The sequence below is a fragment of the Halomonas sp. DP4Y7-1 genome (assembly GCF_019800705.1).
Lineage (GTDB): Bacteria > Pseudomonadota > Gammaproteobacteria > Pseudomonadales > Halomonadaceae > Halomonas > Halomonas litopenaei_A.
The window spans coordinates 114382-126391 of record NZ_JAHVKS010000003.1; the positions used below are offsets into that span (position 1 = coordinate 114382).

Annotated in this window: 11 protein-coding genes and 1 pseudogene; 3 read left to right on the plus strand and 9 right to left on the minus strand. The window is 62.1% G+C overall.

Annotation, left to right across the window (positions count from 1 at the left end):
* Positions 1-6: 6 nt before the first annotated feature.
* On the plus strand, positions 7-324 hold the full coding sequence (locus KUV72_RS06905) for a helix-turn-helix domain-containing protein (protein ID WP_231498571.1): 318 nt from the start codon (positions 7-9) through the stop codon (positions 322-324).
* A 122-nt stretch (positions 325-446) separates the two neighbouring features.
* Here the strand turns inward: KUV72_RS06905 and KUV72_RS06910 are convergent, their stop codons facing one another.
* Together KUV72_RS06910 and KUV72_RS06915 are read right to left on the minus strand one after the other, a co-directional pair.
* Entirely contained in the window at positions 447-2264 is a 1818-nt protein-coding gene (locus tag KUV72_RS06910; RefSeq protein WP_146164642.1) for a hypothetical protein, read from the minus strand.
* Between the two features lie 499 nt (positions 2265-2763).
* A pseudogene (locus tag KUV72_RS06915) lies at positions 2764-3024 on the minus strand (MerR family DNA-binding protein); the annotation flags it as partial.
* Here KUV72_RS06915 and KUV72_RS06920 point away from each other — a divergent pair.
* On the plus strand, positions 3011-3598 hold the full coding sequence (locus KUV72_RS06920) for a hypothetical protein (RefSeq protein WP_231498570.1): 588 nt from the start codon (positions 3011-3013) through the stop codon (positions 3596-3598). The pseudogene KUV72_RS06915 and the gene KUV72_RS06920 overlap by 14 nt on opposite strands.
* Before the next feature lie 173 nt (positions 3599-3771).
* On the opposite strand, the gene KUV72_RS06925 is transcribed toward KUV72_RS06920, so the two are convergent.
* The 7 genes from KUV72_RS06925 to KUV72_RS06955 all read right to left on the minus strand — a co-directional run bounded on the left by KUV72_RS06925 (position 3772) and on the right by KUV72_RS06955 (position 11192).
* Positions 3772-4335, minus strand: a complete 564-nt coding sequence (locus KUV72_RS06925) for an SCO family protein (protein ID WP_231498569.1) — start codon at positions 4333-4335, stop codon at positions 3772-3774.
* A gap of 25 nt (positions 4336-4360) precedes the next feature.
* Positions 4361-4825, minus strand: coding sequence for a copper chaperone PCu(A)C (locus KUV72_RS06930; RefSeq protein ID WP_035470183.1), 465 nt, complete (start codon positions 4823-4825; stop codon positions 4361-4363).
* Positions 4803-5576, minus strand: coding sequence for a cytochrome c oxidase assembly protein (locus KUV72_RS06935; RefSeq protein ID WP_071211138.1), 774 nt, complete (start codon positions 5574-5576; stop codon positions 4803-4805). The genes KUV72_RS06930 and KUV72_RS06935 overlap by 23 nt, the downstream gene beginning before the upstream one ends.
* A gap of 313 nt (positions 5577-5889) precedes the next feature.
* Positions 5890-6957: a L,D-transpeptidase family protein gene (locus tag KUV72_RS06940; RefSeq protein WP_045993870.1), complete on the minus strand. Its 1068-nt coding sequence runs from the start codon at positions 6955-6957 to the stop codon at positions 5890-5892.
* A 29-nt stretch (positions 6958-6986) separates the two neighbouring features.
* On the minus strand, positions 6987-8489 hold the full coding sequence (lnt, locus tag KUV72_RS06945; RefSeq protein WP_035470174.1) for an apolipoprotein N-acyltransferase: 1503 nt from the start codon (positions 8487-8489) through the stop codon (positions 6987-6989).
* 4 nt (positions 8490-8493) lie between these two features.
* Entirely contained in the window at positions 8494-8997 is a 504-nt protein-coding gene (gene lspA / locus KUV72_RS06950) for a signal peptidase II (RefSeq protein WP_035470171.1), read from the minus strand.
* Entirely contained in the window at positions 8994-11192 is a 2199-nt protein-coding gene (locus KUV72_RS06955) for a heavy metal translocating P-type ATPase (RefSeq protein ID WP_035470168.1), read from the minus strand. The genes lspA and KUV72_RS06955 overlap by 4 nt, the downstream gene beginning before the upstream one ends.
* 89 nt (positions 11193-11281) lie before the next feature.
* Between KUV72_RS06955 and KUV72_RS06960 the strand changes: the two genes are divergently transcribed.
* The gene (locus KUV72_RS06960; RefSeq protein WP_035470166.1) at positions 11282-11740 is read left to right on the plus strand and encodes a MerR family transcriptional regulator; all 459 of its coding nucleotides are present in this window, start codon (positions 11282-11284) and stop codon (positions 11738-11740) included.
* Positions 11741-12010 lie beyond the last annotated feature (270 nt).

The following is a 12010-nucleotide window of genomic DNA, read 5'->3' on the forward strand; positions in this document are numbered from 1 at the left end:
CCTGCAATGTTTCCGACTTCGATGTTTCCCTCCCTCTCGTTCCCTCACAACACCCGTGGCAGCCAAGAAGAATCGTCATCCCACGATCCCTGGGGAGATCGTCGCCTCGCCAGGATGGAACGCAAGGAACCGACCCGTCGACTGCTACGTGACGTCATGGCCCTACGCCGGATTCGTGGCATGAGCCAGACAGCGCTGGCGGCCGATCTGGGAGTCAGCGTGCGAACCTTGCAGGAGTGGGAGCAGGGGCGACGACTGCCCTCGGGGGTTGGCCATGCCCTGCTCAGACAGTGGGTAGAGACCCACCAAAGCGATGGAGATTGAGACATTGCGATGGATTATCGTACAACATGAGCGCCGCAGGATGTCGATTTTCATGTTTTTTTAGATTTATAAGTCACAATGTCTAACCCAATACCAGTTTGCACGCTCTAGGCAGCCCATCGCTACTTCTGGCGAGAGGCATCGCATGAGGCACGCCAGCGCCCATAGGGGCCACGTTTCTCGAGAGGGACAAGCTGAACCCCGAACGTCGCAAGCAAGGCCCTGCTCTGCTTGAACTTGGCCGCCAACCCTCGGGACGTGACAGGCCAGGAACCTGAAGGATCAGGCTCAGGGCGATACCCATCGAGCAGCACAAGCCAATCCTTGACCGTGGCCTCTATCCGTCCATCTTCCGACGCATCGATGAGACGCTTCACGGCCATCGCGACAGGATTTTCCTCCAGCTCATAATCGCGACGACTTTGCTGGTTGGCATCAAGTTGTTGCCAGAATTCGGCAGTATCTCGACCCAAAGCATCAGCCACCAGTACACCTATCCGGCATAGGTCTCGCAAACCACCATAGCGGTCGCATTGTCGATCATTTTCAACATGGCTCCAGAACTGGTTAACATAGCCAAATATTTGGAGAAGGCCATGAATGATGGTTCTCTCCGCCATGCTGCGATCCTCCACAGCATTTTGAGATTTGCCCCCTCCTGCATCATCCAGCTCTATGCTCAAGGTAGCGTCGGATAGCGGTGCATAGGTCACTACACTCTCGCTGCTATTCAGCATGACCGCACAACGGACGGAAAGATCTACCCCAGAACGCTTCGTTTTCGTGCGCCACTCCATTGCCTTTCCCTGCATGATCGAAAGCAAGCCTTTCTGCTGTGTTTTGGACAGCGAATCCACTCGATGGAAACTCATCAGGTAATGGCACTGCGCCCGAATATCCACTTGCTTTATCGACTTGGGAACCTCGATCTCAAACAGACTACTCGCCGGGTCTATGACCGTCTTCAGCATCTTCTGTGAATCGATCAGCTCAGGAGTAGGCTCACCTAACAACTCAAGCAACACGGGCGCACTATCTGAGCGCCAGGCCATGACCATCCAGGCAATCACCAACAGGTCACTATCTTTCGGCAGCGAAGTGACATCGAATAAAGTAGATATCGATTGAGGAAGCACATTCCCAACGTTATCAGGAACACACACCGGCAAGCTTTCTCGAGGCATGACATGGGGAATCCCAGTCCGTATCTCATAGCTCGATAAGCCCGGTGAAAAAATCAAGCATTGATTCCCCAAGATCAGCGCACGTCGACCACTGTTCAAGTCAACGCCTGCACGACCGTAAACCGGTAGAACAGCCTCGGGGATAGCACCATAAACAAAATTGCTGATGGCAGACCTGATGACACCATAGGAGACATCCTGCTGCCTTCCTATGGAGGTTCTCCAATACTCTCCCTTCAGCCTCTCAAGGATCTTTGGGTCGAAATGTGGCAAAGTCTCGCCCGTAAACTTATCAGTCAGCAGTGGGCTTCTCGACTCATTAGTAGTGAGATAAAACTGTCCTTGAAGCATGGACATGACATCGGCTACTTGTCTATCGTGACGAGATTGCTTTGGCGCTTGGCGCGCTCCAAATAACCCCATGCCCCCAGCACCAGATTCACTGCTCAAATCAGGCGCTGCCGGCCAGGAAGGCCAAGGAGCATTGAGCGCAGCTTGGAGATCGGGGTCACTAAAGAGGGACTTTAAAGTGGCCGGTGGCTCATCATCGTGTGATGCATTGGGAAATGAGGAAGAGGGTCCTGTATCGGGCGTAGGCGAAGTCTCTGCGGCATCATCAAGCTCACCAGAAGCCACCTTCCGAGCTTGCTCACGCCAATGCTCACTCAGGCCAAACCTCTGCCGCCGGTGCTTGGTATTGGCTACCTCGTGTCCCACTGGATGAGACTCGTGGTTATCCTGACCATGATCCGTCATTCCCTACCTCGTGCCTTTTCGCCATCGAATATCTCGCAAAGCCTATCACACGGACCTCTGACATCCGCTCTTCCCGATCCCCCTCGTTAGCTGTGATACCTCAGGCTTCTTAAGCCAGGCGGCTACATGGCCGAGACAGTAGAGGCGACTTGTCGTCTCGATCACCACCCCCTGCCTTACAAATGGCGCACAGCGGCCCCGGGCCGCTTTTATACCGTGAGATACGAAATCATCAGGTAGCGGCATAAACGCCGCACAGAGCGGCATGGCGCGATAACGTCGCCGTCTCTACCCACAGCCCACTGACCACGGCGGCCACGCATGAAATTTCCACCCAACAGCCGTATCAACTCCATCATGGACGACCGGCTGGCCGCCAACAGCTGTCAAGGTCTTCGCTGCACCGCATGTCGGAGTTCTTCGAGACTGTCAGTTTCAACAGATGGCTGCATGGAATGCCAGAAGCTGGCAGCACCACATTGACGAGCCCCGTCATGACCTACCAGTCATGCAGGGCAGCGATCAACGGGCACGACACCTTTCTTTGATGCACATGGCATTCATCGACCAGCCGGGATAAGGCCGCCTCGATGCGGGTCAGATCAGCCAGCCTGGCGCGCACGTCGTCAAGTCGCTGTGACGCTAGTTCCGCCGCCTCGCTGCAATGAGCACCATCCTCCAGAGCCAGTAGCTGCCCGATCTCGTCCAGGCTGAATCCCAGCCGCTGCACCGCTTTCACGAATTTCATGCGCGCCACGTCGGCGCTGTTGCTCGTGCAGTTGCTGGCTTTACCGGTCTATCTCTGGCTCTTTCTGGGCGCGGAGTGGTTCCAGGCAGCGATCAGCACCCACCTCCTCAGCGCCTTCGCGGGATTGATTCTCACCCCCTTGGCCCTGGCCTGGGTGACCGAGCGGCTGGCCGAGCGTCACCTCAATGCCAGACGGTGGGTTCATGGCCTGGGCCTACTGCCCGTACCCCTGCTGGCACTGGTGGTCTTTGTCATCGCGGCCTCCCAGGTGACGACCGTGGCCGGCCTCGGCGGGGTCTTGCTGCAAGTGCTGCCGATCTTCGTCGCCTACCTGGCCTTTGCCGCCATCCTGGGCAAGACCCTCGGCAGGCTCTTCCGGCTCTCCGCGCCATCAGCCAGGACTCTGACCTTCAGCTTCGGCACACGCAACTCCTTCGTGGTGCTACCCATCGCCCTGACGCTGCCCGATGCCTGGCAAGCCGCCGTGGTGGTCATCGTCTTCCAGTCGCTGGTCGAGCTGTTCGGCATGGTGGTGTACCTGAGATGGGTGCCAGGCAAGTTGATCCCGGAGCCCTCTCACACATAGCCCTTGCAGCTCCCCATCCAATTTCCAGGAGTAAAATGTGATCGAACGTCGTGTTCGGCTGCCTCAAGGCGCAACGACGAACCTTGCACCGTACTCCTAGCCAAGCCCCCCTCGGCAGCCCCCTGAACCGTACCGATCCTCTACGGAAGATAGGGGCGATGGACAGTGACTACTCAGGCACCGCTGGCAAGCCTTTCGAGGTCGGCAACCACGGCCTCCATAGGATCGCTGTCGCGGATCAGCAGGCGCGCCTCTCCCTGATCATTGAAGGCGAAAACAGCGCTGGAGTGCGACACATCATAGTTGCCTTCGCTGTCCTCTTCGCCATACCCGTAGGTCACCCGATAGCGGCGTGTCAGTTCATCGAGGGCCGCTTTATCCCCCGTGAGGCCGATGAACTGGGGGCCGAAGGCATCCGTGTACTCTCGCAACGTCTCGGCGTCATCGCGACGAGGGTCGACCGAGACGAAGAGCACCTGAATGTCGTCGCGCGCCGCCTCACCCATGCGTTGGGTGGCGGCGTCGAGGCGCGCGAGGGTGGTGGGACAGACATCGGGGCAGTGAGTGAAGCCGAAGAACAGCAGTGTGCTCTTGCCGAGGAACTGATCGGCGTTGACGTCTTTGCCGTTCTCGTCGACAAGCTCGAACGCCAGGGGAGGCATGAGCCCCGAGATATCCTTGGTCTGCCAAGGCGGCTCGCTGCAGCCCGCAAGCCATAGGGTCACGAATAGTGCCATGATCCATCGGTGCATCCTGCTCCCCCTACTGTGCTGTCGGCGCCACGGCGCGGAAGGTGACACGCTGTCGCTGCTCGCCGGCGAAATGAAGGTTCACCTCGATGTCGTCACTAACAACGAGGGGGCGAGTCCGTTTCATGAGCATGAGATGATAGCCCCCCGGTGCGAACTCGATCTGCTCCCCCGCTGCCAGTTCTAATTGGGCGACGGGTTGCATACTGGTGATGCCATCCTGATTGACAGTGCGATGCATGGTGACATTGCCGAAAGCGGGGCTATCCGCTCCTGTCAGGGTGACGCCCTTCTCACTGGTATTCGTGAGGGTGAAATAGCCTGCCGCGGGCAGGTCCCCGGGCAGAAGCCGAAGACGCGCCTCGCTGACCTGCAGTTCGGCAGCAGCCACCGTGCCGGGCGTCGCGATCAGCAGCAGGAAGGCCCAGCACCAGCGTTTCGCCAGGCGCGGCAGACTAGCGTGTGGCGTGAGAGACATCAGCGGCATCCTCCTTGCGGGCGTCACGGAACAGAAAGCTGAGAATGATCAGAACCCCAATGGCACTCATCATCGAGGCGGGAATCCAGGTCAGCAGGCCGCCGAGGAGTTGGTCAGTCAGAGGATCCAGCGGCCAGGCGCGACCGCAAACCTCGTAGACATCGAAGATCACGTCGCGACTGAAGGTGATATAGGCGCCCAGGAGAATTTGCGGGGGGATCACCGCCAACAGGATGGCGACACGCTTGCCATAGCCGAGACCGCCTTGTTGCGGCGAGCGGCGATCCAGGATCAGCCACCAGAACAGCAACCCATCCAGCGCCATGCTCCAGTTCATCACCTGATAGAGATCAGCGCTGAGCATGGCGTCGAAGTGGATCTCGGGAATCAGCCAGAAATAGATCAGCCCGACGAACAGTAGGGGGGCGATCAGTGGATGCTGCAGAGTCCGATAAACAGGACGCAGCAGGCGCGCGGCCAGGCTCCACCCGGGGAAGGGTCTGATTCGAGTCGGCAAGCCGTCTGCCAGTACCGGCAAGGGGGCGGCCAGGGCGATCAGGAGGGGGCCGGCGTGATGCAGCACCAGGTGCTGGGCCCGATGGGTAAAGAACATGTACTGGGCGAGGTAGTCGTAATGAGTCTGGGTGACGCCATAGATGGTGGCGACACCCAGCAGGTAGGCCAGGATTCGGCCCGCGCCGGTGGCCTCGCCGCGCCGTCTGCGCTGCCGCAGGCCTCGCAGGTAGAGCACGATGGCCAGCAGGCAGCTCGCCGACCAGGTCAGTGAGAACTCCCACGGCAGCAGGTAGCCCAGAGCGACGTCGAGCTCGATAGCCCTTCCCTCCCCAGAATCGGCACGCCAATGGTGAGCTTAGGAGCCCGCCGCACCATGCGGCAAGGTGGGCCTATAAACGCAGGCAAAGCCAGAGCCCGCAGCTCGGTGCCTGGTAGGCGAGGAAGGCCGAGCCCCAACGCACCGCCAGTGGCCATGCAGAGGGCGATAGACCTTGGATAAGCCACGACCGAGTCAGCTCACGAGACTGACAAGACTCGCCATGTCGTCGTCATGGCCTACGCAGCGCGATTTCTGCGTAGATACCCTTGTAGCCAGTGTCGTGCTTTCTATCCGGTTCCGGCGCCGGCTTGGGGTTCAGGGACACCATGCGACCGCTGGGGTCATCCAATAGGCCGCGAAGCTGTCCATCATCGAAGCTCAAGCCCTCGACACCGCGTTGGTTGAGGCGTGTGACGGTGTCTTCCAACGCGGACATGCTGTGCCCTTCTTCTTCCAGCGGCGGGAATGCCTGAACCAGCGGCTGCTCTTCCTCCCAGCCGATCTTGATGGGTTGGTTGACGATTTGGACCTGGGTGTTCGGTGGCACGCGGTCGAAAATCGACTCGATGTCCTCAGGGAACATGCGAATACAGCCACGGCTGGCACGCATGCCGATACCATCCGGCTGGTTGGTGCCATGAATCAAGTAACCGTCGAAACCCAGGATAATGGCATGATCCCCCAGTGGATTATCCGGACCCGGAGGCACCACGCTGGGCGCCTTCTCACCGCGTGCCCTGGCTTCACGCTGGACCGACTCGGGTGGGTACCAGGCAGGGTTCTCGATATTCATGGTGGTTTCGGTGACACCGAGGGGGGTACCGAAGCCTTCACGACCGATGCCGATGGGATAGGTCTCAACGCGTGGCGTTTCACCATCGTCAACCTCCGGATAGTAGTAGAGGCGCAGCTCGGCGATGTTGATGACGATCCCGGTGCGCTCAGCATCGGGCAGGATGAAGCGCCCGGGTATGGTCACCTCGGTACCCTCGCCGGGAATCCAGAGACTCACATCCGGATTGGCTCGCACGATCTCCCTGTACCCCAGGTTGTGTCGCCTGGCGATATCGAGCAGGGTATCTCCTCGATCATCCACCGTTATGCGGTAGGTGTCGCCGATCACATTGCCTTCCTCAGGCAGCGGATAGTGGCCGCGGGGCCACTCGTTCTCCTCTTCGGCCTGAGCAACGCTAATGAGTGCCAGCCAACCGACCAGCACCCCCACCACTGAGCGTGCTCGGAGCTGCCACCATGGACCTTTCCTCGCTGTACTAGAGTGACGTTCCGATAAAGCCATTATTCTCTCCCTTTTCGACTGGACTATTATCATCCAGACCGACGTGTGTTGAGTTTCCATCCAAGCAGCACCAGTAAGGCGGCCAACACCCAGGTCGGCCAGCTACCGGTACGTGTGAACGGTGTGTTCCCCACCATGGGCAGCGCCTCGCCGCGGAGGCTCGTCGCCAGGAACTGTGGTGCGCGGGCCGTGACACGGCCCTGAGTATCGACGATGGCGGTCACCCCGTTGCTGGTGGCGCGGATCAGATAGCGGCCGTTCTCCAGGGCGCGCAGGCGGGCCATCTGCAGATGCTGCAGGGGGCCGATGGAGCGTCCGAACCAGGTGTCGTTGGAGACCGTCAGCAGCAGCTCGGCGTCGCGCGCCTGCTCGGCCACCCGGTCGGCATAGATGATCTCGTAGCAGATGGCGTTACCGATGGTGGTTCCGGCGGCGCGCAGCGGTTCCTGATCGTCGGTGCCAGGCGTCATGGTGGGCATGGGCAGGTCGAAGAAGGCGATGGTGCCGGCGAGCAGGCTCTCCAACGGCAGGTACTCGCCGAAGGGCACCAGGCGCGCCTTACGGTACTTTCCCTCGGCGTTACCCAGGCCGATCACGCCGTTGTAGTAGTCGCCGCCGTCGCGCTGCAGGATGCCGGTGAGCAAGGCGGTGTCGGGGGCGAGGTTGGACTGCACCCGCTCCAGTATTGGCCGGGCCTCCTCCTCGAGCATCGGCAGGGCCGCCTCGGGCCAGACAACCAGGTCGAAGTCGTTGGACTGTGCAAGGGTCAACGCCGTATAGATACTGGCCGCCTCGCGCTGCCCCTCGGGAGTCCACTTGATCGCCTGATCCAGGTTGCCCTGCAGCAGGGCGACCCGCAGCGGCTCGCCGGCCGGGAAGGTCCACTGGGTCGGCAAGGCCATCGGGGCTAGCCAGAGAACAGCGATGGGCGCCGCGGCCCACCAGCGTCGTCTCAGCAGTTCCACGCCCAGGGTGCCGGTCAGGGCGGTGATCAGCGACAGCAGATAGACCCCGCCCACCGGGGCCCAGGCCGCCAGCGGCGAGTCTACCTGGGACGTGCCCAGCAGCAGCCAGGGAAACCCGGTAAACAGCCAGGTGCGCAGCCACTCGCTGAGTACCCAGATGCCGGCGAAGCTGAGGAAGGCCAGGCGTGGGCCCGTGACGCGGCGATAGAGCCAGAAGGGGACGGCGAAGAACAGCGCCAGGCTGGCCACGAACAGGCCGGTGAGGAAGAGCGCCAGGGGCGCCCCCGTATAGCCGTAGTCGTGGATCGCGACGAAGACCCAGGAGGCACCGGAGCCGAACAGGCCCACCCCATAGCACCAGCCGCGGAGGCCGGCCTGAGCGGGTGTCAGGACATGGATGCCGGAATAGACCAGTGCCACCGCCACCGGGCCCAGCCACCACAGCGCAAAGGGCGCGGCGCTGAGAGTGGTCAGTCCCCCGGCGGTCAGGGCCAGGAAACAGCCGAGGGCCGGAGAGATCCGGCCGGCAAGCGTCATGTACCGGACTGGCAGGTTCTCTGCATCCATGCCGTTACTCAGACGCTCTGGGGGAGGGACGCTCACGTAAGGCCGCAATCGCAAAGGCGATGACACCCAGGAACAGGGCGATATCCGCCAGGTTGAAGGCGGGCCAGTGCCACTCATGCCAGTAGACGTCCAGGTAGTCTACGACATACCCTCGTACCAGGCGGTCGATGCCATTGCCCAGCGCGCCACCCAGCATCAAGCTGTACCCCAGCGCCTCCAGACGGGGCCTGGGCCTGCACAGCAGGATCGTCAGGACAATAGTCACCATCCCTGTCAGGCCCAAGAAGAGATAGCGCTGCCAGCCGCCTGCATCGGCGAGGAAGCTGAAGGCCGCTCCCGTGTTCCACCAGTGGCCCCAATTGAAGAACGGGGCTAGCGGGATGGTCTGGCCATACGGCATCAGCGCCTGCACCAGCCCCTTGATGGCCTGGTCGGCCAGGCCGACCATAACGGCCAATGCCAACCAGTACCAGCGGCGCGGCACTGTCGGTATCCGCTCTGTCCTCATGACGTGGCTTCCTGGTAGCGCGGGCTTGCCGAGCCAGTCGTGGCATTATTGCCTGGCGAGAAGCGATAGCCCAGCAGCCGCATGGCGTTCAGGGTCACCAGCACGGTGGCGCCGGTATCCGCCATCACCGCGATCCACATGCCGGTGATGCCCAGCGCCGTGGTCACCAGGAAGATGGCCTTCAGGCCCAGCGCCAGGGCGACGTTGGTCTTGACGTTGCGCAGCGTGGCCCGGGACAGGGCGATCAGCTCGGCGATGCCGCCGACGCGGTTCTTGAGCAGCGCCGCATCCGCGGTTTCCAGTGCCACATCCGTGCCGCCGCCCATGGCGATGCCCACCTCTGCCGCGGCCAGCGCCGGCGCATCGTTGATACCGTCGCCCACCTTGCCGACTGGGCCTCGGCCGGCGGCCTGCCAGTCACGAACGCGCTGGGCCTTTTCCTCGGGCATCAGCTCGCCATGTGCCTCGATGCCCAGGCTGTCACCGATGGCCGCGACGGTACGCGCATTGTCACCGCTGAGCATCACCGCCTGCACGCCCAGGCGCGACAGCGCCGTCAGCCCCTCCCGGGCATCGTCGCGAGGTTCATCGCGCACGGCGATCAGGCCCAGCGGGCGCTCGCCTTCGACCAGCACGGCGAGAGTCTTGCCGGCGTGTTCCAGCTCGGCGATCCGAGCGGTCAGATCGTGATCGAGGGCGGCCTGCTCTGCCAGGTGGCGGGGGGTGATCAGGCTCAACTCACGCCCCTCGACCCGACCGGAGACCCCTCGGCCCGACAGGGCGCGGCTCTCACTCGCCAGTGGAAGGGAAAGGCCCAACTGCTCAGCGTGGGCGAGGATGGCCGTGGCGATGGGGTGGCTGGAGTCACGTTCCATCCCAGCCGCCAGCCTCAGGATCTCTTGCGTGCCCTGGCCAGTGGCCCAGTCCTCCACGTCGGTGACCTTGGGGGTGCCGGCGGTGAGGGTGCCGGTCTTGTCCAGCGCCACCGTCCGCAGCTTACCCAGCTGTTCGAGCACCGCGCCGCCCTTGATCAGCAGGCCCCGCCGGGCGCCCGCCGAGAGGCCGGCAGCGATCGCCGCGGGGGTTGAGATCACCAGAGCACAGGGACAGGCGATCAACAGCAGGGCCAGGGCGCGATAGATCGATTCCGACCAGGCCATGGTCGAGACCAGCGGCGGCACCACCGCCATCAGCAGGGCGAGCCCCACCACCGCCGGCATGTAGTAGCGAGCGAAGCGGTCGATGAAACGTGCCACCGGCGCCTTGGCGGCCTGGGCCTCCTCCACCAGGCGGATGACCCGTGCGATGGTGTTGTCCTCGGCGCCGCGGGTTACCTCCACCTCCAGGGCGGCATCGAGGTTGACCGTGCCGGCAAAGACGTCGTCCCCCGGCGCCCGCGTGCGGGGCACCGACTCCCCGTTGATCGGTGACTCATCCAGGTCGGATTCGCCGGTCAGAATACGTCCATCGCAGGGCACGCGGTCGCCCGGTCGCACCAGGACTCGCTGCCCAGGCGTGAGCGAGGCGGCCGAGACCTCACGGGTATCCCCATCCTCCATCAGCCTCGCCGTGGACGGCGTCAGGTCCGCCAGGGCCGAGATGCTGCGTCGCGCCCTCGACGCGGCCACCCCCTCCAGCAACTCGCCTACGGCGAACAGGAAGACCACCACCGCCGCTTCGGCGGCGGCATTGATGGCCAGGGCCCCCAAGGCGGCGATGCTCATCAGCATCTCGATGGTGAAGGGGTTGCGCATCTTCAGCGCACCCCAGGCGCCTTGTGCAATGGGCACCAACCCCACCAGGGTGGCCGCGACGAAGGGCCAGTTGCCTAGGCTAGGCCAGACCAGGCGGAGAACGAAGGCCAGAGCCAGCAGCCCCCCCGTGACGAGCACCAAGCGTCCCTTGGCGGTCTGCCACCAAGAGGCCGGAGCGGCATCCGCCTCATCTCCCTCATCATCGGTGGCAAGCTGGTAGCCGAGCTCGTTAAGGATCCGCTCGATCGCCTCATGAGAAGGCGTCGTATCCTGTTGAGGGTGAATCCTCACCGATCCGGTGACCGAACTGGCCGACACCTCCCCGATGCCCTCCAGGCGGCCCAGAGCGGCCTCTACCTTGCGCTCGCAGCCGCCGCAGTCCATGCCTTCCACCTGCAGTGTCAGCGTCGACGGGATGGTGCCTTGCGTTGGTTCGGTCATGGCGCTGCCTCTCCGAATGTCTTAATCTTGTCCGGAAGCATAATCCCTGTAGCAACTACAGGTTCAAGTCATGCAAGAGGAGCATCAGGATGCCGGAGATTAGCCATGCCATCGGTATCGGGGAGTTGGCTCGCCGTACCGGCTGCCAGCCTGAAACGGTGCGTTACTATGAGCGCATCGAGCTGCTGGAAAACACCTTACGGACTGAAGGGGGTCAGCGTCGCTACGACGAGCGCGCCGTCAGACGGCTGACCTTCATTCGCCATGCCCGGGACTTCGGCTTCTCGGTGGATGCGGTACGTGAGCTACTGGCGATGTCCGACCAGCCCGACATGTCCTGTCAGGAGGTCGATGCCGTTGCCAAGCATCACCTGGAGGAAGTGGAGTCACGTCTGCAGCGGCTCTCGGCACTGCGTGACGAGCTCAGGCGGATGGTGAGCCAGTGTGATGGGGGGAAAGTCGAAAGCTGCCGGATCATCGAGGTGCTGAGTGATCACCAGCTGTGTATCAGTGAGACAGCCCACAAAGGCGCTCACGACTTTGGGTAACCTCCTGCGCGTCCCAGCGTGCCCTAGTTGAGACATTCAGGAGCAGCATGATCACCATGCTCCATTGAGACTCCCAGGGTCGCCTTGTTCTGGTGACCGCTGCGATGGTCTCGGGAGTGATCTCATGGCCAATGACATACACCATCACGCCGGCGGTGAGGCTGCCTAAAAACCCAGCGTGACTGTCGAGATACCTTCCATAACCCCTTCCCGGGTGAAGCGATTGCCGCTGAGGCGGTAGGGTCTCATGACGATAGGCAGATCGTGCCC

Coding starts and splice junctions, on each gene's coding strand:
- KUV72_RS06930 (WP_035470183.1), bottom strand. CDS start 4,825: ATGTCTCTCACGCCACACGCTAGTCTGCCGCGCCTGGCGAAACGCTGG.
- lspA (WP_035470171.1), bottom strand. CDS start 8,997: ATGAGGACAGAGCGGATACCGACAGTGCCGCGCCGCTGGTACTGGTTG.
- KUV72_RS06955 (WP_035470168.1), bottom strand. CDS start 11,192: ATGACCGAACCAACGCAAGGCACCATCCCGTCGACGCTGACACTGCAG.
- KUV72_RS06920 (WP_231498570.1), top strand. CDS start 3,011: ATGCGCGCCACGTCGGCGCTGTTGCTCGTGCAGTTGCTGGCTTTACCG.
- KUV72_RS06940 (WP_045993870.1), bottom strand. CDS start 6,957: ATGGCTTTATCGGAACGTCACTCTAGTACAGCGAGGAAAGGTCCATGG.
- lnt (WP_035470174.1), bottom strand. CDS start 8,489: ATGGATGCAGAGAACCTGCCAGTCCGGTACATGACGCTTGCCGGCCGG.
- KUV72_RS06905 (WP_231498571.1), top strand. CDS start 7: ATGTTTCCGACTTCGATGTTTCCCTCCCTCTCGTTCCCTCACAACACC.
- KUV72_RS06925 (WP_231498569.1), bottom strand. CDS start 4,335: ATGGCACTATTCGTGACCCTATGGCTTGCGGGCTGCAGCGAGCCGCCT.
- KUV72_RS06910 (WP_146164642.1), bottom strand. CDS start 2,264: ATGACGGATCATGGTCAGGATAACCACGAGTCTCATCCAGTGGGACAC.
- KUV72_RS06960 (WP_035470166.1), top strand. CDS start 11,282: ATGCCGGAGATTAGCCATGCCATCGGTATCGGGGAGTTGGCTCGCCGT.